At 71.3% G+C, this 24,422-nt stretch carries 20 protein-coding genes; 16 read left to right on the top strand and 4 right to left on the bottom strand.

Translation table 11 applies throughout. The features are described from left to right. The first annotated feature begins 107 nt into the window (after positions 1-107). The gene (locus ACH34Q_RS46455) at positions 108-941 is read left to right on the top strand and encodes an aldo/keto reductase (protein ID WP_395989674.1); all 834 of its coding nucleotides are present in this window, start codon (positions 108-110) and stop codon (positions 939-941) included. 97 nt (positions 942-1,038) lie between these two features. On the opposite strand, the gene ACH34Q_RS46450 is transcribed toward ACH34Q_RS46455, so the two are convergent. Beyond that, positions 1,039-1,407, bottom strand: coding sequence for a hypothetical protein (locus tag ACH34Q_RS46450; protein WP_395989673.1), 369 nt, complete (start codon positions 1,405-1,407; stop codon positions 1,039-1,041). 305 nt (positions 1,408-1,712) lie between these two features. Between ACH34Q_RS46450 and ACH34Q_RS46445 the strand changes: the two genes are divergently transcribed. Beyond that, positions 1,713-2,078 (top strand): hypothetical protein, encoded by a 366-nt coding sequence (locus tag ACH34Q_RS46445; protein WP_395989672.1) that lies wholly within the window; start codon positions 1,713-1,715, stop codon positions 2,076-2,078. Beyond that, a complete protein-coding gene (locus ACH34Q_RS46440) occupies positions 2,065-2,619 on the top strand; it encodes a class IV adenylate cyclase (RefSeq protein WP_395989671.1) in 555 nt (184 codons plus the stop codon). The genes ACH34Q_RS46445 and ACH34Q_RS46440 overlap by 14 nt, the downstream gene beginning before the upstream one ends. A gap of 60 nt (positions 2,620-2,679) precedes the next feature. On the opposite strand, the gene ACH34Q_RS46435 is transcribed toward ACH34Q_RS46440, so the two are convergent. Continuing rightward, positions 2,680-3,186, bottom strand: coding sequence for a hypothetical protein (locus ACH34Q_RS46435; RefSeq protein WP_395989670.1), 507 nt, complete (start codon positions 3,184-3,186; stop codon positions 2,680-2,682). Between the two features lie 195 nt (positions 3,187-3,381). Here ACH34Q_RS46435 and ACH34Q_RS46430 point away from each other — a divergent pair, with 195 nt between their 5' ends. From ACH34Q_RS46430 to ACH34Q_RS46420, 3 genes are all read left to right on the top strand, one after another. After that, a complete protein-coding gene (locus tag ACH34Q_RS46430; protein WP_395989669.1) occupies positions 3,382-3,729 on the top strand; it encodes a hypothetical protein in 348 nt (115 codons plus the stop codon). Positions 3,730-3,891: 162 nt separating this feature from the next. Then, entirely contained in the window at positions 3,892-4,815 is a 924-nt protein-coding gene (locus ACH34Q_RS46425; protein ID WP_395989668.1) for a peptidoglycan recognition family protein, read from the top strand. A 15-nt stretch (positions 4,816-4,830) separates the two neighbouring features. Continuing rightward, on the top strand, positions 4,831-7,320 hold the full coding sequence (locus ACH34Q_RS46420) for a hypothetical protein (protein ID WP_395989667.1): 2,490 nt from the start codon (positions 4,831-4,833) through the stop codon (positions 7,318-7,320). Between the two features lie 55 nt (positions 7,321-7,375). Here the strand turns inward: ACH34Q_RS46420 and ACH34Q_RS46415 are convergent, their stop codons facing one another. Continuing rightward, positions 7,376-8,893, bottom strand: coding sequence for an MFS transporter (locus ACH34Q_RS46415; RefSeq protein ID WP_395989666.1), 1,518 nt, complete (start codon positions 8,891-8,893; stop codon positions 7,376-7,378). A gap of 96 nt (positions 8,894-8,989) precedes the next feature. On the opposite strand from ACH34Q_RS46415, the gene ACH34Q_RS46410 reads away from it, so the two are divergent. The 5 genes from ACH34Q_RS46410 (at position 8,990) to arfB (ending at position 15,146) form a co-directional block, all read left to right on the top strand. Continuing rightward, complete coding sequence (locus ACH34Q_RS46410; RefSeq protein WP_395989665.1) at positions 8,990-11,062, top strand: BTAD domain-containing putative transcriptional regulator; 2,073 nt, start codon at positions 8,990-8,992, stop codon at positions 11,060-11,062. 290 nt (positions 11,063-11,352) lie between these two features. After that, positions 11,353-12,072 (top strand): response regulator transcription factor, encoded by a 720-nt coding sequence (locus ACH34Q_RS46405; RefSeq protein ID WP_395989664.1) that lies wholly within the window; start codon positions 11,353-11,355, stop codon positions 12,070-12,072. Continuing rightward, positions 12,072-13,535, top strand: coding sequence for a sensor histidine kinase (locus ACH34Q_RS46400; RefSeq protein ID WP_395989663.1), 1,464 nt, complete (start codon positions 12,072-12,074; stop codon positions 13,533-13,535). The genes ACH34Q_RS46405 and ACH34Q_RS46400 overlap by 1 nt, the downstream gene beginning before the upstream one ends. 104 nt (positions 13,536-13,639) lie before the next feature. After that, positions 13,640-14,599 carry a S1C family serine protease gene (locus ACH34Q_RS46395; RefSeq protein WP_395989662.1) on the top strand — a complete coding sequence of 320 codons (960 nt, stop codon included), beginning with the start codon at positions 13,640-13,642 and terminating at the stop codon, positions 14,597-14,599. A 118-nt stretch (positions 14,600-14,717) separates the two neighbouring features. Then, on the top strand, positions 14,718-15,146 hold the full coding sequence (gene arfB / locus ACH34Q_RS46390) for an alternative ribosome rescue aminoacyl-tRNA hydrolase ArfB (protein ID WP_395989661.1): 429 nt from the start codon (positions 14,718-14,720) through the stop codon (positions 15,144-15,146). Between the two features lie 228 nt (positions 15,147-15,374). Here arfB and ACH34Q_RS46385 read toward each other — a convergent pair whose 3' ends face one another. Then, positions 15,375-16,556 carry a hypothetical protein gene (locus ACH34Q_RS46385; protein ID WP_395989660.1) on the bottom strand — a complete coding sequence of 394 codons (1,182 nt, stop codon included), beginning with the start codon at positions 16,554-16,556 and terminating at the stop codon, positions 15,375-15,377. A gap of 349 nt (positions 16,557-16,905) precedes the next feature. Between ACH34Q_RS46385 and ACH34Q_RS46380 the strand changes: the two genes are divergently transcribed. From ACH34Q_RS46380 to ACH34Q_RS46360, 5 genes are all read left to right on the top strand, one after another. Next, the gene (locus tag ACH34Q_RS46380) at positions 16,906-17,427 is read left to right on the top strand and encodes a gamma carbonic anhydrase family protein (RefSeq protein WP_395989659.1); all 522 of its coding nucleotides are present in this window, start codon (positions 16,906-16,908) and stop codon (positions 17,425-17,427) included. A gap of 174 nt (positions 17,428-17,601) precedes the next feature. Continuing rightward, positions 17,602-21,789: a hypothetical protein gene (locus ACH34Q_RS46375; RefSeq protein ID WP_395989658.1), complete on the top strand. Its 4,188-nt coding sequence runs from the start codon at positions 17,602-17,604 to the stop codon at positions 21,787-21,789. 149 nt (positions 21,790-21,938) lie between these two features. Continuing rightward, complete coding sequence (locus tag ACH34Q_RS46370; protein WP_395989657.1) at positions 21,939-22,127, top strand: hypothetical protein; 189 nt, start codon at positions 21,939-21,941, stop codon at positions 22,125-22,127. Between the two features lie 389 nt (positions 22,128-22,516). Further along, on the top strand, positions 22,517-23,134 hold the full coding sequence (locus ACH34Q_RS46365; RefSeq protein ID WP_395989656.1) for a DUF47 domain-containing protein: 618 nt from the start codon (positions 22,517-22,519) through the stop codon (positions 23,132-23,134). Between the two features lie 179 nt (positions 23,135-23,313). After that, on the top strand, positions 23,314-24,339 hold the full coding sequence (locus ACH34Q_RS46360; RefSeq protein WP_395989675.1) for an anion permease: 1,026 nt from the start codon (positions 23,314-23,316) through the stop codon (positions 24,337-24,339). The last annotated feature ends 83 nt before the right edge of the window (positions 24,340-24,422 follow it).

Here is a 24,422-nt window from a genome sequence, read left to right as displayed (position 1 = left end):
CGTGTTTCCCGGGGGGGGGGGCCAAACACGCCACGAGTCAACCGGGGGCAGGATCTCGAGGTCGGCGAGGATCGGATCGCCGTTCTCGGGAAGTATCGTGATCATCCATGACATCCACGTTCCGCATCGGGGGAGAACTCGCCGTACGAAGGCTCGGATTCGGCGCGATGCGCCTGCCGACCGAGCCCGCGCCGGCCCGCGAAACCGGCATCGCCGTGGCCCGCCGCGCCGTCGAGCTCGGCATCACACTGATCGACACCGCGCACATGTACGGCTGGGGCGCCAACGAGGAACTCCTCGCCGAGGCGCTGTACCCCTACCCGGACGACCTGCTCATCGCGACCAAGGTCGGCATCGCACCGGCGCCGTCCATCCACGAAGCGGAGAGCTGCGGCCGTCCGGACTTCCTGCGCGAGCAGGTCGACGACGGCCTCCGCCGCCTCCGCGTCGAACGGCTCGACCTGCTCCAGCTGCACCGCATCGACCCGAAGGTCCCGCTCGCCGACCAGCTGGGAACCCTGCGCGAACTCCAGCTCGCAGGCAAGATCGGCCACCTCGGCCTGTCCGAGGTCACCGTCACCGACCTGGCCGAGGCGCGGCAGATCATCGACGTCGCGAGCGTCCAGAACCGCTACAGCATGCTCGACCGCGAGCACGAGGCCGTACTGGACGCCTGTACCGAAGCGGGCATCGCGTTCCTGCCCTGGCGCCCCGTCCACCCCGCCGTCTTGTCGGCGACCAGCGAGATCACCGCCGTAGCGGCCGAACTCGGTGCCACCCAGGCCCAGATCTCCCTCGCCTGGCTGCTCGACCGTTCCCCGGTCGTCCTGCCCATCCCCGGCACCACCTCGATCTCCCATCTAGAGGAGAACGTCGCCGCAGCGGACCTCAAACTGAGCGACGACCAACGCCACCGCCTCAACAACCTCCAGCCCACCTAAGCCCTCACGAACCGCCGCGCGCGACTTGCCCCCCGCGCGCGTTGACTCGTGGCGTGTTCGCCTATCCAGAGCTGCAAACAGGCGAACACGCCACGAGTCAACAGAGCAGGGCGAGCAGGCGTCGTCCGACGGCGCGCCGCCGTGCCTCGCGTCGGCGGCGCGGCGGGGTGGAGGACGCGGCGGAACGGGACGTCCGAGGCGGGGGAGGTGTCGACCGCACCGCCGCGCCGGTCATGAGAGCTGCCCGGCCGAAGCGCGGGAGGATCGCCTCCAGGTGCCGTCCGAGCTCAGCCGGGGTGGCTGCTTCGACCAGGCGGTAACGCCCGGACCGGTCCCGCGCTAGGGCCCACCACATCCCGGTGAACTCGCCCCACAATGCGCACGCCCCCGGATACCGGCGCCGCAGCTCGGCGACCACGCGTTCAGGGTCGAGGTCGGCCCCCGCCCAAGGCGCGACCGCGCTCACCACCCGGCCTCCGTTCCCACGGACCGGGCGGCGTCCCACCACACCACGTCGCCGTCCGCCACGCGTCGAGCTCTGGCGACTTCGCCGAGGTTGATGTACTCGGGACGCCCCGACCCCGCGAGCGCCACGCGCCGTACCTGCCCTTCAGTGCCGATGGGGGCATCCTGGAGCGTGTCAAGGACTCCCTGTGCGGCACGGCCGAATCGGTCGACATCCTGGCTGTACGGGTTCTCGGCCTGGTCGCTCTGAACGACTCCCTGCTGCGTGGACCGCTCACCGGTCGGAAGACCTCAGTACATGTCCGGGTGTTGCTGCTGGATCCCGATGAGCCGACCGCCGCCGTACGGGCTGGAGAGATCGCTGAATCGGTCGAGTCCTTTGTGGCGGGCATCCGATTGTCGCTGGCGCGGTTGGCCGAGTTGGACGCGCACCCGCATCTGCGTCTCGAAGTCCGGCTGTACGGCGACCTGCCGACATGGCGAATGGTCGCCTTCGACGAGACCCTGTACCTCTCAGCCTTCGGCGCCGCGCAGGAGGGTCATCGGTCGGGGGTGTACAAGCTCACGGCGGCTGCCGACGGCATGCTGCATGCGGGATTCAGGCGGTATTACGACGACATGTGGCGCCGGTCTCGGCGCCCAGGAGGAGCGGCGGCCGGTGATCGAGGCTGAGTTGAAGGCGCGGGTCCGTGATCCCGAAGGGCTGCGCAGGCAGCTGCGTGAACGTGCCGAGGAGGAGATAGGCGTCTATCAGGACACCTATTACGACCGGGCGGACGGCTCACTCACCGCTGAAGGCCGGGAACTACGTGTACGAGTCGTCGACCGGAACGGCGCGCGCCGCACGATCCTCACCTACAAGGAACCGGCCGTGGACGAGGAGTCCGGCTCCAAGCCTGAGCATGAGACGACGGTCGACGATCCGGCCGTGGTCGGCACCGTGCTCCGTGTCTTGGGGGCAGTCGAGTACGTCCGACTGACCAAGCACTGTGCGAACTACCGGTTCACTGCTAGCGGACGGGACATGCTCGCCACCGTCGTGACGGTGCCCGAGCTTGACGGGGTCTACGTTGAGCTGGAGACCCTCACCTCGGAGGACGAACTGCACGACGCGCTCGGTGCCGTCCGCGCTGTTCTGAACGAACTGGGCATCCCGGATGCGGACCTGACCACCGAGCAGTACACGGACGCCGTCCTTCGCGCCCGCGCTTGAACGCCCGCGCACAGGTCGGGCCGATCGAGCACGCTTCGTGTTCTTCGTTGTATCCCGTATTCAGGTCGCGCGGCGCTGCTTCGGTGGGCCCAGCACCAGGGCGGCGACGCAACCGAGGATGCCGGCGATGACCATGCCGGCTCCCAGCCAGGCCCGGCCGGTGCCCCGGACTACTTGATCATGGTACGGGCGTTCGGAAGGCGGCACCGTCGCCGTCAGCTTGTCCACCTGGTTCTGGATCGCGCGCTGTTCGGCGGCAGACAGTCCGTTGCTGCCGAGCTGTTCGGCCAGCGTGTCCACCTGGTCGTTCTGTGCGTCGGTGAAGCCCGGCAGCCGGACTTTGCCGGATCCGAACAGTCCCGCCGACACGCAGTCCAGCGGCTCCCCATCCCTGACGCTGAGGTGCAACGCGTGAGCGTCGCCGCACCCGGATCCTGGAACGAATCCGACCACGTAGGCCCTGTCGATGTGGCGCTGCTCGGCAATGCCGACCAGCACGGACGGGACGCCGACCACGACGAGCGCCATGCCGGCGAGGACGGCGAGCAACATCAGAATCAGCCGCATGCGCACCTCTGGTCGACCGTGGACTCGTCCAGCCCGGCGTGCCACGCCACAGGGGCGATCTCCCCTGCTCTCGTGGTCACGGGATCATCTGGTCCATGCACGCCCCGAATGGTCTCAGCGGATGGCCGACTCTGACCAGACCGAGATCACCGAATGCCGCCGTTCCGGCTCTTCTGAGGGTCGTAGGGTCCGGGCATGCACAGCACTCTGACGGAGCACGCGCGGTGCCTCTATGGGGACGAGTACGGGCCCACGCCGGAGTGCGGGATTGAACACCGGGAGCACCACTTCGTCGAGGAGTTGACGTTCGCCGGCGCGGATTCGATCCTCGCCATGCTGCGTGCGCTTTCTCCGAATGTGGTCGACGGGTACCTGCCGGTCTGGGTCCGGAATCTGGCCTACCGGCTGGTGCTCTTGCAGCGGCCGGACGACCCGGCGGTGCTGCGTGAGGCTGCCGAGAGCCTGTGGATGCACGGCCCGGACTGGGACGACATCGCGGCGGACCTGACGAGGCGCGCGGACGCCCTTGAGGCCGGCGCTTGAGCGTTCCGGTACGGGTGGGGCCGATGGTGGCGGGGGGTCGTTGCGGGACGAGTGTGTGCAATCACGGTGTGTCGATCGCGGATGTGGTGGATCGTATCGACCGCAAGGTGGACGATCTGGCGCGCAGTTCGTCACCACGTCACCGACCATCCGGGAGGCCAGGTGCAGTTCCAGGACCGCGCATCGTTCGGCTGGGGCGCGTCGGGCGGCGCGTACGCCGATCCGCGCAACGGGCTGGTGATCCATTACGACGGCGCGAATCAGGGTCTGGCCGGCAAGGCGCACAGCGCGTGCGTCTCGTACTGGAAGGCCACGCGGCGGTTCCATGTGGGGACCCGCGGATGGGCCGATATTGGATATTCCTTTGGAGTTTGTCCGCATTCGTACGTGATGGAGGGGCGGGGGCTCAACCGGCAGCAGGCGGCGCAGCCGGGTGGGAACTCGACCTGGTACTCGTGCACGCTCATGTCCGGTCCCGGTGAGACTCCGACCAGCGCGCAGATCCAGGGCGTACGGGAGTTGCGGGCGTGGCTGATGGGCAAGGGCGTCGCCGGGGCCGTGAAGGGGCACCGCGACTTCATCTCCACCAGTTGCCCGGGTGACCGGCTGTACAAGCTCGTCAAGGACGGAACCTTCGGCAAGGCGCCGAGCGAGGAGGACGACATGCCCGAATATGTCAGCGTCGGGATGCGGGACGCGCAGGATCTTCCGGCGGGCGAGTGGGTCACCGTTCGGTGGGACGAGGAGTTCTCGGACGCCGGGCACCATCACCGCAACGCGGGCGGGCCGTCCATCATCGAGGGACCGGCGCGGTACTCGCTGACCGCGAACGTCCGTGTCGAGGGCCTGGAGCCGGGCACTCCGTTGCAGGCGCGGGTGGTCGAGCGGGCCGATGACGGTGGCGACGAGACCGGGGGGCCGATCGCCGATTACCAGGCCGGTAGTGGCGCGATGTTCGTGCACTACGCCCTGCCCGCCGACACGGTCTCGTCCGGGTTGCGGGTGCGGTTCCAGGTCAGGCACCTGGGCGCCGGTACGGGGCGCGTCGCCAGCGGGTCGGCCAAGGGTTTCGCCTGGCGCACCTGACCTAGGGTGCCTTGGGTGATCGATTACGGGCGCTTTTCGGAACGGCTGCGGGCGACCTCCCGCTGGGACCTGCTGCGCGAGTTCCAGGAGGAATGGGGCTATCACGTACCCGAGGGCGCGGCTCCCTGGCCTCGGTGGTCGGAGGACGAGCACAAGGCGTACGTGCGCGGGCTCACGGGTGAGGACGATCGGTTCGCGGGGGTCGATCCGTCGCTGCCGATTCCGGAGGCGCTCGACGAATGGTGGGATCTGCCGTTCAACTCGTTCACCCATAGCGCGCGCCTGTACTGGACGAATCCGGAGTGGCCGCCGACCGTGCGGCCGGATCCTTCCGGGTACGGGGTCGCGGAGGGGTTGCAGGAAGGCGATCCGTTCGTCGGGCCTGAGGACGATCAGCGCGTGTGCGTCTTCATGGCCGAGAACCAGTACTGCAACGAGTGGGGCTATCTCGCAGCCGAGGCCGGCCAGGACGATCCGCGCGTCATGGTCAGCACCGAGGACGGCTGGCGCGTGCAGAGCCGTTCGATCTCGGAGTTCTTCCTGCAGCTCGCCGCGCACCGGCTGACGGCCCATTTCGGCTGGACGGTCCAGCTGGACGAGGATGATTTCCCGGGCGAGGTTCCGTTCGGTGAACGGCTCGCCGCGGCCTATCCGGAGATGGGCCTGCTCCCGTGGTGGGAGTTCGAGGCGGACGCGATGGCCCATGGGGCACCGGACACGATCATCTGGCACAACCGTGGCGGGTACGTGGACTGGGGTGTCGAGATCCACGCCCGGAGCCGGCAGGCGCTGGTCGCCGTGCTGGAGACGCTGGGCGCGAAGCCGGGATCGGAGCAGTCCATCGCGCCGCCTGCTGTGGAGGAAGGGGTGCACGCGATGTCCGAGCCGGTGGAGCTCGCCGAGCTGCTCGAACGGGCTGCGGGCGGTGATCGCGACGCGGTCACCGAACTGATCGAGATCTTGGCCGACCCGTCCGACTCGCGGCGGGGGCGGCTCGTGGAGCTGGTCCCGGCCTTCGTACGGGGGGCGCCGGATGCCGTACGGGCCGAGACCGAGCGGCTGCTCGCGCTCCTGGGTGATGAGGATGCCGCCGTTCGGGGAGCGGTGCCTTACCTGCTGGCCTGCTCGGGTGCCGATCTGATCCCGCTGCTCCAGGAGAGGTTCGAGAACGAGCCCGAGCCGGGGGTCGCGGCGAGTCTGGTCCTGGCCGTGGGGCGTATGTGCAGGGCCGCCGATGTGCCGCCCATCGGTTGGCTGAACGGCGTGCTTGAGGGTTCGTCGAGTGGCGAGGTACGCGCGGCGGCGGTGGTCGCGCTGCTCGACTGCGATGTCGAGGAGGTGTCCGGCTTCCACTTCAACATCCTGAACGAGCAGGTGAAGGCGGAGGAGTCCGCACTGGACCGCCTGCCGTGGGCGTCCGAGGGCCGTGCTGAACTGCTGACAACGGGCTGGAACGAGAGCCTGGCCGCGCATGTCTACATGGCGGGCGTCATGATGCGGATCTCGGACGACGGCGAGGATTTCGTCCGTGAGGCGGGCGAGCTGATGCGGGGTTGGCGCCACGTACCCGCGCGGCTGCTGCCACCGATGGCCGCCCTGCTCACCGATCGCCTCCCCGGTATCCGCGCCGCCGCCGTGCGGGAACTGGCCACGATGGGGCCCGCCCTCGCGCCGGTGGCCGACGCGCTCGTCCCGATGCTGGACGACCCGGATCCGCAACTGGCGGGCGGTGCGCTGGACGCCCTGGCGCGGGCCGGGGACATCCGGTGCCTGCCCGCCCTGTCCCGCGACCTCCCGTACGACATCGAACGTGCTGTCGCGGGCCTTGCTGAGCACTCTGCGGCTCTCGTCCCGCTGCTGCGATCCCGGCTGACCGAAGACGTACTGAGCGGGCTGCGCGCTTGGGGGCCCGAGGCCGAGGCGTTCCTGCCCGAGCTCGTCGCCCTTCTGGAACGGGACGAGGCCGTCACGCAGGCCGCCGCCGTTCTGGGGGCGATCGGCCCCGGTGCGGCGCCGGCCCTCCCCGCCCTGCGCGCGCACATGGCGCCGGATCTGGCACGACTCGTACGGGCCGAAGCCGCTTGGGCGTACTGGGCGATCTCCGGAGAGGCCGCCGAGGCGCTCAACATCCTCAGATCCGGCATCGCCTCCGATGAGGCCGCGCGGAGGCTTTTCGATCTGGGCGAGGCGGCGCGGCCCGCGCTTCCGCTGCTGCCGGACGAGCCGCCGGCCGCATGCGTCCGTTACCGGATCACCGGGGACGAGGGGCTGCTGCCGCAGGTCGTGGACGCGCTGTCCGGCTCGCCGGTGGGGGTCCTCGCCGTCCGCGCACTGGCCGAACGGCCCCCGGCCAGGCCCGTACCGGACGCGGTGGCCCGGCTGAAGGAGATCGCCCACGGGCGGAAGGTGGTGGCGGAGGCGGCGGAGCCGGACGTCATCGCCGCCGACCTGCGCCTGCGCGCGCTGGCCACCCGCGCGCTGGCCCGGCTCCCCGCCCCGCACTGACCCGCCAGTGAGCCTCCGAGGGGCCTAAGGAAGCGACCCCTCAGAGGCTCACTGGTCAGTCTTCGTCGGTGCCGATGGGGCGCAGGTGGCGGAGCAGCGTGGCGGCGAGTACGGCCAGGCCGAGGGCCATCACCGTCACGGTCAGGGAGGCGACGGTGAGGCTGCTCATGAACGCCTCGCGCGCCTCGTCCAGGACCCTGGCCGCGAGGTCCGCCGGAAGCGATCCGGCGGTGGCGACGGCGCTGCCGATGGAGTCCGCCGCGCCGGGCGGTGTGCCCTCCGGTACGGTCAGCGCCCCTCGGTAGACGGCCGTACCGAGGCTGCCCAGGACGGCGACGCCCAGCGCGATCCCGAACTCGCCGAACGTCTCCGCCATGCCCGCCGCCGATCCGGCGCGTTCCTGCGGTGCCGAGCCGACGATGAGGCCGAAGCCGAGCGCGCCGATGGGGGCGGTTCCGAGGAAGCCGATGGTGAGGCCGGTCATCAGCAGGCCCAACCCGTCGGCCGAGGCCATCAGCAGGAAGCCGACCGCGGCCAGGACGAGGCCCGCCGCGATGACGGCGCCCGGGCGGATCCGGCGGGCCGCGATCGGGGCCAGCAGCGAGGTCCCCACCAGCCCGAGCGCCGGGATCGCCAGCCAGAGCCCCGACTCCAGCGGCGACAGGCCCTTCACCAGCTGTAGGTACTGGCTGACGAACAGGTAGACGCCGCTCTGGATGACCATGGCGAAAAGCAGGATCCCGAGGGCGGCGGTGAACGAGCGGTTCCGGAAGAGCCGCAGGTCAAGGAACGGGTCGGCCAGCACGCGCTGGCGGCGGACGAAGACGACCCCGACCGCCAGGCCGGCCGCGATCGCGAGGTAGGGCAGGAGGCGGGCCGGGTCCTTGGCCACTTCCTTGAGCCCGAAGACGAAGGGCAGGATCGTCCCGAGGGAGAGCACCACGCTGGCCAGGTCCAGGCGGCCGGACGTACCGCTCCGGCTCTCGGGCAGCAGCAGCGGCGCGGTCACCAGCAGCAGCACCATCACCGGCACGCCGAGCAGGAAGACCGAGCCCCACCAGAAGGTCTGGAGCATCATCCCGCCGATCACGGGCCCGAGGGCGGCGCCGCCCATGAAGCAGGCGGTGAAGATGCCGATGGCCATCGCGCGCTGCCGGGCGTCCTGGAACATGGTGGCGATCAGGGCGAGCGCCGACGGCCCGAGGGTGGCGCCGGCGACGCCCAGCAGCACCCGGGCGGCGATCAGCAGCCCGGCGGACGAGGCGTACGCGGCGAGGACCGAGGCGATGCCGAACGCGGCGGCCCCGACCAGCAGCAGCCGGCGGCGGCCGATCCGGTCGCCGAGGGTCCCCATCGTGATCAGGAAGCCGGCCATCATGAAGCCGTAGACGTCCATGATCCACAGCATCTGGGTCGGGCCCGGCCGCAGGTCGGCGGCCAGGTGCGGGAGGGCGAGGAACAGCACGCTGTTGTCGAGGGCCAGGAGCAGCATGGGCAGGGCCAGGACGGCGAGCCCCGTCCACTCCCGGGTCCCGGCCCGCGCCGCTGTCGCGGGTGCGACGGTCACTGACATGAGAACGCCTTCCTTAAGGACTGTGTTGCTCACACCCTGTGGTGAAGGCGTTATGGCCAGGTTCGGATGTGCTTAGGGTCCGGTTACGGTGGTGCCATGCGCTTTGGGGTGCTCGGCCCGCTGGAGGTCAGGACGGACGGCGGCCGTCCGGTCCCGATCCCTGAGCTGAAAGTGCGTGCCCTGCTCGCCGACCTGCTCGTTCACGACGGCCGGGCGGTGTCGTCCGGCCGCCTGATCGAGGACCTGTGGGGCCAGGACCACCCGGGCAATCCCACCGGCTCGCTGCGCGCCAAGGTCTCGCAGTTGCGCCGCGCGCTGGAGGAGGCCGAGGCCGGCGGCCGTGCGCTGGTGGAATCGAGCCCGCCGGGTTACCGGCTCGCGGCGGGCGATATCGACGCGCGCAGGTTTGGGGAGCTGATCGTCCAGGCGCGGCGGGCCGGTGATCCCGCCGCGCGGGCGGCGCTGCTGACCGACGCGCTCGCACTGTGGCGAGGTCCGGCGTTCGCCGACTTCGCCGAGCGCGACTTCGCCAGGGGCACCGTCACCCGCCTGGAGGAGGAACGCCTGACCGCGCTGGACGACTTGGCCGAGGCGCGGCTCGCACTGGGCGAGCACCACGCGCTCGTGGCGGAGTTGAGCGATCAGGCCGAGCGGAATCCGCTGCGCGAACGGTTGCAGGCCAACCTGATGCGCGCGCTCTACCGTTCCGGACGGCAGCACGAGGCGCTGGAGGGCTACCGGCGCCTGCGCGAACGCCTGCGCGACGAGCTGGGCCTGGATCCCAGCTCGGAGCTGACCGATCTCCACCAGGCGATCCTGGAGCAGGATCCCTCCCTCCAGGCGCCGCCGGTCGCCGCTCCCCGGACGAACCTTCCCGTCGCCCTCACCGAGCTGGTCGGCCGTTCGGCGGCGGTGGGCGACGTCCAGGACCTTCTCCAGCGCTCCAGGCTCGTGACCCTGACCGGGCCCGGCGGGGTGGGGAAGACGCGACTCGCGCTGGAGGCCGCGGCCCGTTCGGCGGAGTCGTTCCCCGACGGGGTCTTCCTCGTCGAGCTGGCCTCACTCCCGCCGACTCCGGAGGCGATCGAGGACGCGGTGGCCGACGCCCGGCCCGGCGATGGGGCGCTGCTGGTGCTCGACAACTGCGAGCACGTGATCGAGCCGGTCGCCAAGCTGGCCGACCGGCTGCTCAGGTCCGGCGCGCGGATCCTCGCCACCAGCCAGGAGCCGCTCGGTATCGCGGGCGAGCTGCTCCAGGTCGTACCGCCGCTCGGCCTGGACGACTCGGTACGGCTGTTCACGGCACGTGCCGCCGCCGTCGCGCCCGGCTTCACCCTCGATCCGGGCGACTCCGGTGACGCGGACGCGGTCGCCGCGATCTGCCGCCGCCTGGACGGCATCCCGCTCGCGCTCGAACTCGCCGCCGCCCGCGTCCGCGCGCTGGGCGTCCGGCCGCTCGCCGACCGCCTGGACGACCGGTTCGCGCTGCTGAAGTCGGGCCGCCGGGGCTCACCGGCCCGGCAGCGGACGCTGCGCGCGATGATGGACTGGAGCTGGGAGCCCCTCGCCGCGCCCGAACGCGCCGTACTGCGCCGGCTGGCCGTGCACGCGGGAGGCTGCACGCTGGAGGCCGCCGAGGAGACCTGCGCCGGCGACGATGTGGCCCGTTCCGAGATCGCCGACGTGATCGCGCGGCTGGTGGACCGCTCGCTGGTCACCATGGTGGGCGGCCGGTACCGGCTGCTGGAGTCGGTCGCGGCCTACTGCCTCGAACGGCTCCGCGAGGCGGGCGAGGACACCCGCGTCCAGGAGCTGCACGACATCTACTACACCCGGGTGGCAGAGTGCGCCGAGGCGTACCGGCAGGCCCACGCCCGCATCCGCTGGCTCGGCCGGCTGGACGCCGAGACCCCCAACCTGCGCGGCGCGCTGGAAGGCGCGACGCGGCGCGGCGACACCGCGCTCGCGCGCCGGCTGACCTCCACGCTGGCCTGGTACTGGATCGAACGGGGCCGTGAGGACGAGGCCCGCCGGGCGCTGGGCACGGTCCTGGACGAGGAAGCGTTCGACGACGCATGGCGACGGTCGTCGGTGCCGTTGGTGTCGACCGGCTCGGCACTGGCGGCATCGGGTTCCGACTGCTACGCGCAGTGCACTCCCCGGCCGTAATCCGTATTAGGTACGGCACCACCGGGGAGGGGCTCGGGGGCGTGTCGCGGCCGAAGGTCCAGGTCATCGAGCGCCCGGGAAATCGGCCATGTCGACCTTCGGGCGTTCCGGGGATCGCCGATGTAATCTGATCGGGTCGGCGAGTGGGGAAGCTCGTTCGGCGCGAACGGCCCGTCCTCTGCAGAGGGCGGGCCGTTCCCTTTGGGGCCGGCAGGGAAGACTCAGGGAGTGTTCAGGCCGCTTTCAGGAACGGGTGGCAGCCTTCGGAACAATCGGAGGAGGACTGACCTTTGGGTGAACGGACCGGGAAGGGACCGGAGGCGCTGCTGCTCGTCGTCGAGGACGAGCCCAACATCCTGGAGCTGCTCGCCGGCAGCCTGCGGTTCACCGGGTTCGAGGTGGTCACGGCGACGAACGGGGCGGACGCGATCCAGGTCGCGCGGCGGCGCCGGCCGGACCTGATCGTGCTGGACGTGATGCTGCCCGACATCGACGGGTTCGACGTGGCGCGGCGGCTGCGTTCCGGCGGCGATCACACGCCGGTGCTGTTCCTGACCGCGCGGGACGCCGTCCAGGACCGGATCAAGGGGCTGACGATCGGCGGCGACGACTACGTCACCAAGCCGTTCAGCCTGGAGGAGGTGATCGCGCGGATCCGGGCGGTGCTGCGGCGGTTCCGGGGCGGGGCGCAGGAGGTGACGCCGCGGATGGTGTTCGCCGACATCGAGCTGGACGAGGACAGCCACGAGGTGTGGCGCGGCGGCAAGCCGATCCAGCTGTCGCCGACCGAGTTCAAGCTGCTGCGCTACCTGATGGCGAACGCGGGGCGGGTGCTGTCCAAGCCGCAGATCCTCGACCACGTGTGGAACTACGACTTCGGCGGCGACGTCGGGATCGTGGAGTCGTACGTGTCGGCGCTGCGGCGCAAGGTCGACAACGCCGAGCCGCGGCTGATCCACACGCTGCGCGGCGTCGGGTACGTACTGCGATTGCCGCCGGAACCGGGCTGATGGCCCTCCAGGCACTGCGCGCCCTGCCCGGCCGCACCCCGCTGCGGGTCAAGCTGATCGCGGGCCTGCTGGTGCTGGTCGCGGTCGGCATGACCGTGATGGGCGGTGCCGGGGTGTCGGTGCTCAGCCAGTACCTCGTGGGCCGCTCGGACGACCAGTTGCGCGCGACCGTCGACCGGGTGGTCGCGCAGGTCGTGCCGAAGGTCAGCCAGGGCGGCGGCCAGATCCGGCTGCCCAGCGAGATGTACGTGCTGATCCAGGACGAGCAGGGCCGCCGGCGGCACAGCATCCCCGCGTTCGGCGAGGTGGGCAGCCCGCGGCTGCCGGCCGACCTGGAGAAGCGGGTGGGCGAGCCGTTCACCGTGCAGGGCCAGGGCGGATCCGAGGCACCGTGGCGGGTCTTCGCCGAGCCGCTGCCGGGCGGCGGGGTCCTGGTGCTCGGGCTCAGCCTGGACGAGGTCAGCCGGACGGTGAACCGGCTCGTGGTGATCGACGTGATCGTCGGGCTGATGGTGCTGATCGTGCTGGCGGCGGTCGGCGTCTGGGTCGTCCGGGCCAGCCTGCGGCCGCTGGCGGCGATCGAGGAGACCGCCGGGGCGATCGCGACCGGCGACCTGTCCCGGCGCGTCCCCGAGGCCGATCCCCGTACCGAGGTGGGACGGCTCGGGCGGTCCCTCAACAGCATGCTCGCGCAGATCGAGACGGCCTTCGGGGCGCGGGCGCGGTCGGAGGCGGCGGCGCGCCGGTCGGAGGAGAGCGCGCTGCGCTCGGAGGAGCGGATGCGGCGCTTCGTCGCCGACGCCAGCCACGAACTGCGGACGCCGCTGACCGCGATCCGGGGATTCGCCGAGTTCTACCGGCAGGGCGCGGCCCGTACACCCGAGGAACTGGACCGGCTGGTCGGCCGGATCGAGGACACCGCCCAGCGGATGGGCCTGCTCGTCGAGGACCTGCTGCTGCTCGCCCGCCTCGACCGGCAGCGCCCGATCGAGCTGCGGCCCGTGGACCTGCTGGCCATCGCGGCCGACACCGTCCAGGAGACGCGGATCGTCGCGGCGGACCGTTCGATCGAGCTGTCGGTCGAGGGCGGCGTCGCGTACCAGGTCCTGGGGGACGAGCCGCGCCTGCGGCAGGTCCTGGGCAACCTGCTGACCAACGCCGTCACGCACACCCCCGAGGGGACCTCGGTCACCGTACGGCTGAAGCCGGGGACGCTGAACGGGGAGCCCGCGGCGGTGTGCGAGGTGGCCGACGAGGGACCGGGCCTCTCGCCCGAGCAGGCGGAACGGGTCTTCGAGCGCTTCTACCGCGCCAGTCCCGGGCGGGGGCGCGAGGACGGCAGCACCGGCCTCGGCCTGGCCATCGTGGCGGCCCTGGTGGCGGCGCACGACGGCTCGGTGGAAGTGGACTCGGCGGAGGGGCGGGGCGCCGTGTTCCGGGTCCTGCTGCCGATGGCCGACTGAGCTTTTTCGGGACTCTCGGGCCTTCAGGGGACATTCAGCTTCATTTCAGGCAGGAGCCAGGCCCGCCGCGCACCCTGAGAGTGGCTGAAGATCAGGGGGATCTCATGAATGCCGATCAGACGAACCAGTGGGGACCGCCGCCGTCGGCGTACGGAACCTGGCAGGGCGAGCCGTACGCGCCGCAGGGCGACCCGTACATGCGGCAGGGACCGCCGGTGCCACCCGGAGCGCCACAGGTGCGGCAGGAGCCGCGATGGTCGTTCCGCCGCAAGCTCGCCGCGGCGGGGGCCGCGATGACGCTGGCGCTCGGGGCCGGAGGTGCCGGCGCGATCGCGGCGGTGGAACTGTCGGGGGCCGGTGGGTCCGCGAGCCCTGTCCCGGTGGCCGGGGTCGGCGCCGGGGCGACGACCGCTCAGGTGGCCGCCGCCGTGCAGCCGAGCGTGGTGTCGATCCAGACGCGGAGCGCGGGCGGCTCCGGTACGGGCTCCGGTGTGATCATGAACGCGAACGGCCTCATCATGACCAACGCCCATGTGGTGTCGGGGTCGGAGCAGGTCACGGTGAAGTTCAACGACGGCAAGACCGCCCGGGCCACCGTGCTCGGGGCCGATTCCCGCAAGGACATCGCCGTCCTGCAGGCGTCCGGAGTCTCCGGGCTCAAGCCCGCCACGCTGGGCGACGCCGACGCGCTGGCGGTCGGTGACACCGTCCTGGCGATGGGCAGCCCGCTCGGCCTCGACGGGTCGGTGACGTCCGGGATCGTCAGCGCGACGGGCCGCGAGATCCAGGAGGGCGGGCAGCAGCAGCCGGACTCGCAGCTGCCGCCGTCGCTGCGCGAGCAGGTCGCGCAGCAGGAGGGCACGACGATCGAGAACGCGATCCAGACCGATGCCGCGATCAACCCCGGCAACTCGGGCGGCGCGCTGGTCAACACGGCCGGCCAGGTCATCGGGATCAACACCGCCATCGCCACCTCGGGCGGTTCCGGCAACATCGGGGTCGGCTTCGCGATCCCGATCGACGACGCGAAGAAGGCCGCCGAGTCGATCGTCCAACTCAGTTGACTCGTGGCGTGTTCGCCCCTCCAGCGGGGCGAACGGGCGAACACGCCACGAGTCGACCGGGGGTGGGGCGGCGAAAAGGATGCGACATGATCGCCGGTTGGCGGGGATAATGGGAGCTATGCCCGGCGACATCCATATCCGCGGCTCGGTCTCGATCCCGGAGTCCGAGCTCAGTTGGCGTTTCTCGCGGTCCTCGGGGCCGGGCGGCCAGCACGTGAACACCAGCGCGACCGCAGCGGAACTCTCGTTCGATGTGGCGGGCTCGCCCTCGCTGCCCGACCCGTACCGGGAACGGGCCCTGGAACGGCTGGCGGGACGGCTCAGCGGCGGCGTCCTCGCCATCCGGGCCGAGGAGTACCGCTCTCAGGCCCGCAACCGCGACGCCGCCCGCGAGCGCCTGGCCGCGATCCTCTCCCAGGCCATCGCGCCCCCGCCCAAGAAGCGCGTCCCCAAGAAGATGCCGCGCGGCATCAACGAGCGACGTTTGGAGAACAAGCGCCGCCGTTCGGACGTCAAGCGCCAGCGCTCCAACCGCTGGCCCTCGTAGCGCCGGAGAGTCGCCCAAGGCGCCGTAGGTCGGGGCTTTGGAATACAGCTCAGAGGTCGGCGGCGCGGATCGCGCGCATGGCCGCGCGGCGCGCGTCGCCTGACAGCACGTCGATGTAGACGCCTCCACCCGGCTCATGCCGGGATTCTCCGAAAAACGGAACGGTGCCCGGCCTGAGCCGGACACCGTTCCGCCAACGAACATCCCTGAGCGACGTAGGCCGAGACCTTAGAACACGCCGCCGGACGGCCCTTCCGGGTCGGCGCCGGGGGCCTTGGCATGGGACGGGACGTGCGGGCTGGTGGGTGTGTCGGTCCGCGTGACCTCCGCCTCCGGCTTCTTCATCGCCGGGTGCGGCTGCGCGGGCGCCTGTGCGGACGGCGACGGCGAGCCCGGTGCCTGCGCCGGAGCGGGGGCGTGCGCGGAACTTGACGCCTCACCGGCGCCGGTGCCGGTGGACGGCTTGGCGGCGGTGGCCTGGCCGGCGGGCTTGGCCTGACCCTGCGACTGTCCCTGTCCCTGTGTCTGGCTCTGCGTCTGGCCTTGCGCCGGGGACGATGCCGACTGCGACGGGCTCGACGGGGCCGGGGACGGTGACGGCGCGGGCTTGGCGGCCGGGGCCGGGGCGGGTGCCGCGGCGGCGGGCTTGGCGGCGGGGGCCGGGGACGGCGCGGGCGCCGCCTGCTTGCGCTGCGGGGCCGGGGCGGTGTGCTGCCGGACCGCGTCCTCGACCATCTTCTCCAGCGGGCCGGCGTCGTTCTCCGCCGTCAGCAGCCGGTGCAGGGTCTCGCTGATCTCGGTGAGCCGCTGCAGCGCCTGGGTGTGGTTCTTGGTGAGCTGGGTGAGCCGCTGGGTGGCACCCTCGTTGATCACGCTGGCCCGGCGCTCGGACGAGGTGAGCGTGCGCTCGGCCTCCAGCCGGGCGCTGGTCACCGTGTGCTCGGCCTCCTGGGCGGCGGCCGTCAGCACGCTGTCGGACTCCTTCTTGGCCGCCGCGTAGACCTGCTCGGCCTTCCGCTCGGCCTGGGTGAGGTCCTTCTCGGCGTGCGCGCGGGCGTCGTCGATGATGCGCTTGGACTCGCCCTCGGCGTCCTTGCGGATCTGCAGGCCCTTGGCCTCGGCCTCGGCCAGCTTGTCCTTGGCCTCGTCCTCGGCCAGGTTGATGATCTGCCTGAGCCGGTCGCTCAGATCGTCGCCGGTGGGCTTGCGCGCCTCGCGGACCTCGGCCATCTCGCGGCGGATGCGCTCGCCCTCGTCCAGGGCGTGGGCCAGCCGGGTCTCCAGCTCGCGGACCTGGTTGTGGCTGCGGGCGATGTAGTCGTCGACCTGGCGGCGGTTGTAGCCGCGCATGACGATCTCGAAGGTTTCCTCGCGGAGGAGGTTCGGCAGGATTTCGGCTTCGTTGCTCATGATGCCTTGGGGGGTCGTTGGCGGGGGCTGATCACCCCGTCAGGGTCGGAGACGGCACAGACTCGCGCGGATCGGATCTGCGCCCACGTGTCACGGGCTCACCTGTCACGGCAGGCTCTACATCATCGGAAACGTCCAGAGTCGACTCTTGTCCGGTCCACCCCATTCGCGCAAGCGGAATGCCTCTTCCCACTGCAGTTTCTTCGTCCGTGCTGTCCTGCAAAGTTACCGAATGTCGTGACATTGCGCGTCCAGCCCCCTGCGCTGGGCAACCTATCGTCGCGCGCCGCACGCCCCCTCCGCCGGGGCCGCCGTACGCTCGCGGAACGCGCGTCCTAGCATCGGCGGTATGAGCTTCATCGGGTCATTGGGCGAGAACGCACCGCGGATCCACCCCGAGGCGTGGGTCGCGCCCGGCGCGGTGGTCGTCGGCAGGGTCACGCTGGGCCGCGCGTCCAGCGTCTGGTACGGCTCGGTGCTGCGCGGCGAGGACGAGGAGATCGTCGTCGGCGACGAGTGCAACATCCAGGACCTCAGCTGCCTGCACGCCGACCCGGGCATGCCCGCGATCCTGGAGGACGGGGTCAGCCTCGGCCACAAGGCCATGGTGCACGGCGCCCATGTGGAGACCGGCTCGCTGATCGGCATCGGCGCGATCGTCCTGAACGGGGCGCGCATCGGCGCCGGGACGCTCGTCGCGGCCGGCGCGCTGGTCCCGCCCGGCAAGAAGATCCCGGCCGGGGTCCTGGTCGCCGGCATGCCGGGCAAGGTCGTCCGCGAGCTGACCGATGACGACCGGCTCGTCATCGAGCACACCTCCGGGCTGTACGTGAAGAAGGCCGAACTGCACCGCACCGCCACCTGGGCCTGAGCGGATCCGCGTCGTCCAGGGCGCCGGAGGCCGGTTCAACCCCGGTTCAGCCCCGGTTCAGGTCGGTTCTGCGCGGTTCTGAACGGGGTTATTGGTCCGTTCTGACCTGCGATAACGTGATTTTCCCCCGGTCATGGGGAGTTCGAGCGGGCTTCCTCTGACTACGATGACCACGTGGTGTGGGGACCGGGCTATGGCAATGCTCCGCCGCCCAGCCCATCGCGGGGGGAAGATCCGTTCTCGGCGGCAGAGCGGGACACGCGGGCGATGGTGGCCGCCGGATGGTGGCCGTCAGCGCCGCCTCAGCAGCGCCAGCACGCGATCGGCGGGCGCCTGCTCGTGCTGCCCGACGGCACCTGGTGGCTGTTCGGGGCGTGGGCCCGCTGGTACCGGCTGCACCCCTCCGACGGCCAGTGGTACCTGTGCCCGCCGCCGCATTCGCCCGTCGTCCGCATGGCCGCCCGGCCCGCGGGACAGGCGGGCGGGCAAGTTCCGGCGCTGCCGCCCCATGTCGTACCGGCCGGCCCGGACTTCTCCTATGACCCGTCCCCTGCACGGCCGTTCGTCGGACGGGACTTCGACAGCGACCTGAGCATGCGCGTACGCGCGACCGTCGACTCGGCGGCGGCGCTGTCCGTCCACGAGTACCCGCACTGGTCCGGGCAGTTCACCCCGCAGACGCCCTCGACGGTGGTCGCCGCATGGGACGTGACGCTCTGGTGCGGGGCCGCGCCGGTGTTCGACTCGCGCCTGGACGCGCAGATGCTCGACCACTGGAAGCAGTACCGCGCCAAGCCGCTACCCGATGTGGACGGGCCGCGCTGGCTCACCCCGCCCCCTCTGGAGAGCCTGGTCGCCCTGTACGCCGAACGGCTGCGGGCCAGCCGCGTCGACGCTGCGGTGGTCGTACTGCGGACCATGTGGGCCGTGGCGAGCGCACTGCGCGAGGACGCCCGCTTCCAGATCCGCGCGGACGCGTTGCTGGCCATGCTCAGCTCGACCCTCAGCAACCCGACCGTCGACTACGGGGCCCTTCCCTACGGGGACCAGGCCATCGTGCAGCAGTGGCTCACCCGCTGCCCGCCCCACCTCGTACCGGCGCTACGGAACGAGAGTTCGCCCGGCGACAACTTCCGGCATGCCTTCTACTCCCTCTCGGAAGAGGTCGCGCGGCACATCGGGGATCCGAACGATCCCTCCTACATCGAGCCCCGCCTTGTAGCGGCCGCGCTGCTTGCGGCCGACCTGGCCGTCGTACGCAAGGACGTGGCGGCCAACGTCGTACCGTGGCTCGACCCTGAGGTCCGCTACACCGTGCAAGCGGTCCTGCACCAGAACGGCCATCCCCTACGCCACCTGTGGCCCGACGACATGCGCCTGTCGAGGCAGCTGCGTTCGGTATCGGGGGAGAGAGCCGAGACGCTCCTGGCGACGATGTACGAGCTGGACCTGGCCTGGTGCAAGCTCGCCGGAGGAATGCCCGCACGTCCCCGGGGATTCCCCATCCCGAACGCGGTCGTCGCGGGGCTCATCGGGCGCAACCGCGTCCGCGCCACTGCGGGCGCACCGACCATGACGCCGCCCGCGCAGGCACGCCCGCACCAGCAGGCCGCGCCGCCGCCGTACGGTGCGCAGTCCCAGCCCGGCTTCCCGCCGGACGCCCACGCGTCCGCGCCGCAGCCGATCCAGACCGATCGGCCCTTCGTGCAGCCGCCCGCCCAGCCGGGCCAGCAGCCCGCCGCGTTCGCCGCATCCGGCCCGCCGATGAGCGGCTACGCCCCGTCCGACGAGGAACAGGACGAGAACGCCGCCCCGCCCTACACCGAACTGGGCTTCCAACGCCCCGGCGGCGCGGCCCCAGGTCACGCGCCTGCCCCCGGCCACACGCCTGCCCCTGCCTCTGGCTACGCGTCCCCGCCTGCGGCCAGCCCTAGCCCCGGTGTCGGTCCTCCCGCACCCGTTCCGTCCGCTGGCCCTCCGGTACCGCAGGGCGCGGCGTTCGGGATGCCCGGTACGCCGAGCCCTCCCACTCCTCCGACCCCTCCCACCCCAGAGCAGCCGCCTTTCGGGGCGCCGCAGCCGGGGCCCGGCCTGTCCCCTCCAGAGGAGGAGAAGCCCGAGGGGGACGTCGCACCCCCGTACACGCTGCTCGGTTACCAGCCGGCCGGGGCACCTCAAGGCCCGCCGGTGCCGATGCAGCAGCCTCCGGTGCCGCCTGCCGTACAGCAGCCCCCGCTACAGCAGCCACCAGTGGACATGCACTCGACGCGCATGGAGGACGGTTCGTCCGGGGCTCCCCATGGCATGGGCCCGCCCGTACCGCCCGCGCCGCCCCAGGAGCGTCCTCGTACGCGCGTGCTGGGCCAGGGTGACCTCGAGGAGGCCGGAGCCGGGCAGCAGCCCCCGCCGCCTCCCGGCAAGAAGGCGGGCGGCGGTGGTCCGGGCACCCGGATCATGTCCGAGACCATGGTGGGCAACTTCGACTTCCTGGACGACACCCCGTCGCCCGAGACGCCCGTGGAGAAGATCCCGCCACCGTCGGACCGGTCGGAGCGGCGCTCGCTCGAACGGTTCGGCATCGGTTTCGTCTCCGGTACGCGCGACGCGGCCCAGTTGCTCGACGCGATCCGTTCGCAGGCCGAGCGGTGGGAGGGCCCGGACACCGGGAACGTGGACGACACGCGCGTTGACGGCGGTGCCGGCCCCAGCACGGTGCTGGATGGTGGCGCCGGCCCCAGCACGGTGTTGGACGGCGGTGCGGGCCCCAGCACGGTGCTGGACGGTGCCCCAGGTATGGGCGCCCCAGGCGGTGGCCCGGGCACTCGCATCGACGGCGGTATGACGCGGGTCGACGGCGGCCGCGGCGGCGGTCCGGCGTCCGGCCCGCCGAACGTACTGATCGTCGGCCGGCCGCACAGCGGGCAGCGGCGGCTGGCCCGGCTGATCGCGCTGACCCTGGCCGACGCCGGGCTCGGCGACGGCGCGATCCGCGCGCACGACGCCGACGACGTACGCGACGCGGCCGCTGAGCGGCTGCCGGGCCTGCTGACACGTCCCGGCCCGGCGCTGCTGTTCGAGCGGCTGGACGTCGCGATCACGAGCGCGGGCGATCCGGCGGCCGCGGCGACCGCGGTCCGCCGGGCCCGCCGCAGCCCCGCCGCGACCGCGGCGCTGATCGCCACCTGCGAGCCGCGCGCGTACAAGCGCCTCCTGCGCGACCATCCGCGCCTGATCGAGCCGTTCCAGGTCTACCACCTGCCCGACTTCAGCGATCTGGACCGCCGGATGACGCTGCTGCACCTGCTCGCCGACGAGCGGCGGGTCACGATCGGGACCTCCGCGCTGGAGACCGCCCGCGCGGACCTGGAGCGGCTGCGCGGTCCGGGCGACCTGGTCAACGCCCGGCTGGTCGAGGCCTACCTCGACCAGGCCTGCCAGCGGCATCTGGAGCGGGCCGGCGGCGCGTCCCGCGACCGCCTGGTGCTCGTGCCCGACGACCTGTCCGGCGTCGCGGAGGGCCTGGAGCCGGCGCTGCGCCCGCCCGGCGACATCGACGGTTACCTGCGCAGCCTGGACAAGCTCACCGGCCTGGAGGACGTCAAGCAGGCCGTACGGGAGCTGGCCGAGGAGGCGGAGCTGGCCGTCGACCGTGCCCGGCACGGCGTCGGCGGCGGGGAGCCGCTGCATCTGGTCTTCACCGGGCCGTCGGGCACCGGCAAGACCACCGTGGCCGGGCTGCTCGGCGGCATCTACGCCGCGCTCGGGCTGCTGGACTCCGGGCATGTGGTGGCCTGCCGCCCGGTCCATCTGTCCGGGCGCGACCAGACCGACACCGAGACGCGGGTCGCGAGCATGGTCGAGCAGGCACTCGGCGGCGTGCTGCTGATCCAGGAGGCGTACCGGATGGACCGCGCCCCCGCCGTCGTGAACGAGCTGCTGCGGTGCATGCGGCAGCGCGGCGGCCGGCTGATGGTGGTCTGCTCCAGCCCGGCCGCCGAGATGGAGGGCTTCCTGGCGGGCGCCCCGCAGTTCGGTGCCGAGTTCGGCCGGACGATGGACTTCGAGGGCATGGGCGACCGCGATCTCGTCGGGCTCTTCCAGGCCTACGCCGAGCGTGACCTCTACATCCTGGACGAGGAGCTGCGGGTCGAGCTGCTGGCCCGGTTCGCCCGGCTTCGGGACGATCCGCGGTTCGCCTTCGCCCGTACGGTACGGGCGCTGTTCGAGCAGACCGCGGCGCGGCAGGCGGCCCGGCTGGCCGGTGCCGACGTCAACGCGGCCACCGTCGCCCGGCTCACGGCCCGTGACCTGCCGGAGTCCGAGCTGGAGCAGATGATGGGGGATTTCCGCCAGCGGGGGTGACCACCCGCAGATAGTCCGCATCTCCCGGCCGTGGCCGGGAAGACCGGCGATGAGAGTGGCCCTCGAATGGCCCTCTTGGGTCATGTGCCCGCCGTTGCCCGGCGCGTAGCCTCGATGGTGGGTGTGGGGAACGAACGGAGGTGGACGCGGTGCGCCAGCAGATCTTCGACCTGCGCGTCCACGACCGAGTTGCGCTGGACGAGATCGAGCTCTATGCCGAGATGCTCAGCGCGGTGGCGGCGGCCGAGCGGCCGCTGACCCTCGCGGAGATCGACATGGTGCTCGGCGTGCGTTCCGGCGAACCCGGTCGTCGCGAGCTGACGCCGCAGGACCAGTAGTTCCGCGCAGTACCGGACTGCGTGGTGCCGATCCGCGCGGTCCGATCATTTCTGAACGGGCCGGGGACGCCCAGACGGCGCCCCGGCTCCCCTATGTTCGCTCCGGTTTCACCGGAATTGTTAGCTATCTCACTACCGATCGTGGCCCTCGCGCGCCCGTCCGGTCCCTCCTCTTCCCCTTGTGGTTCCCCCCGTGCCCGGCGCCGCGCGCAGCGTGATCGTCCAGGCTCGCAGGCGCCGTGCCCCGGGACGTGTGCATCCATTCGCCTAGGGCAATCTTGTAGGTGAGAGGATGGCGGACACCAGCCGAAGATGGGGCAAAGGTTCTTTTTACGGCTGGTTACACCTACGATCCTCTCCGGACCGTTCCGGCACTTCAGGAGTACGACGTGCGCTTGCGTCTCACGCCGCGTGAGGACAGCTTCTACGACATGTTCGCCGACTCGGCGAACAACCTGGTCACCGGCGCCAGGCTGCTCGTGGAACTCATCAGCGACGGCGCCGACCGGGAAGCGATAGCGGAGAAGATGCGCGCCTGCGAGCATGCGGGCGACGAGTGCACTCACGCCATCATGCGCCGGTTGAACGAAACGTTCATCACCCCGTTCGACCGCGAGGACATCTACCGGCTGGCCTCGACGATCGACGATGTGATGGACGAGATGGAAGAGGCCGCCGACCTCGTCGTTCTCTACAAGATCGAGGAGTTCCCCAAGGGCGTCGTGGCCATGGTCGAGGTCCTCGAACGGGCCGCCGAGCTGACCGCCGAGGCGATGCCGCGGCTGCGCTCGATGAAGGAGCTCAACGAGTACTGGATCGAGATCAACCGGCTCGAGAACCAGGGCGACCAGATCTACCGCAAGCTGCTGGCGCACCTGTTCAGCGGTGAGTACGACGCGCTGACGGTGATGAAGCTCAAGGAGGTCATCGACCGTCTGGAAGAGGCCGCCGACGCCTTCGAGCACGTGGCCAACACGATCGAGACCATCGCGGTCAAGGAATCATGAGCTCGACGGACGACCTGCCGCCCGAGGAACGGGAGACCGGCAAGGAGGGCGGCCCGGCGACCGCGGTCGCCACGGCGACCGCCGGGCCGCCGCCCGGCGCGGACCCGACACTGGCCCAGCAGGCCAGCCGCGGCCCGGTGAAGTTCTGGCCGGTGCTGCTGCTCGGAATCCTGCTGGTCATGCTGGCCGGCTCGCTCGGGCTCCGCTCGGACGCGCAGATGGCCGTGCTCATCCTGGTCGTCGTCGTGGCGCTGGTCTTCGACTACACCAACGGGTTCCACGACGCGGCCAACGCGATCGCGACCTCGGTGTCCACCCGGGCCCTGACACCCCGCGCGGCACTGCTGATGGCCGCCGTGATGAACCTGATCGGCGCCCTGCTGGGCGTCGAGGTCGCCAAGACGGTCAGTGAGGTCATCACCCCGCCGACCGGCCTGCACGGCCTCACCGTGGTCGCCGCCGGAGTGCTCGGCGCGATCACCTGGAACCTCATCACCTGGTACTTCGGCCTGCCGTCGTCGTCCTCGCACGCCCTCATCGGCGGCGTGGTGGGCGCCGGCCTGGCCTCGGCGTCCCATGTCAGCTGGGACAAGGTCATCGACAAGGTCGCCATTCCGATGGTGATCTCCCCGGTCGTCGGCTTCCTGCTGGCGTACCTGGTGATGGTGGCCATCCTGTGGATCTTCCGCCGGGCGCACCCGGGCCGGGTGAGCCGCCGGTTCCGGATCGCGCAGACGCTGTCGGCGGCGTCGATGGCGCTCGGCCACGGCCTGCAGGACGCGCAGAAGACGATGGGCATCATCGTGCTGGCGCTGGTCACCACCGGGCACTCCGACGGCGGCGACGTCCCGCTGTGGGTGATCATCTCGTGCGCCGGCGCCCTCTCGCTCGGTACCTACGCGGGCGGCTGGCGGATCATGCGGACGCTCGGCCGGAAGGTGATCGAACTCGATCCGCCCAAGGGCTTCGCCGCGGAAGCGACCGCCTCGATGATCCTCTACGCGGCCGCCTACATCTGGCACGCTCCAATCTCCACCACGCACACGATCACGTCCTGCATCATGGGCGTGGGCGCCACCAAGCGGCTCTCGGCCGTCCGCTGGGGCGTCGCCGGCAACATCATGACCGCCTGGGTCCTCACGATGCCGATGGCGGCAGGCGTGGCGGCCCTTGTCTACTGGCTGGTCCACCTCTTCGGCGCTTGAGCTGTGTTTGCCTGGGGCGCCACCCCCAGACCCCAAGGCGGGCCGAGCGCGCCCCCTGCGCTCGCTTGCGCTCGCTCCGGGGG

This window comes from Actinomadura sp. 9N407, assembly GCF_044326315.1.
Classification (GTDB): domain Bacteria; phylum Actinomycetota; class Actinomycetes; order Streptosporangiales; family Streptosporangiaceae; genus Spirillospora.
This window is presented reverse-complemented; position numbering and strand designations above follow the sequence as displayed.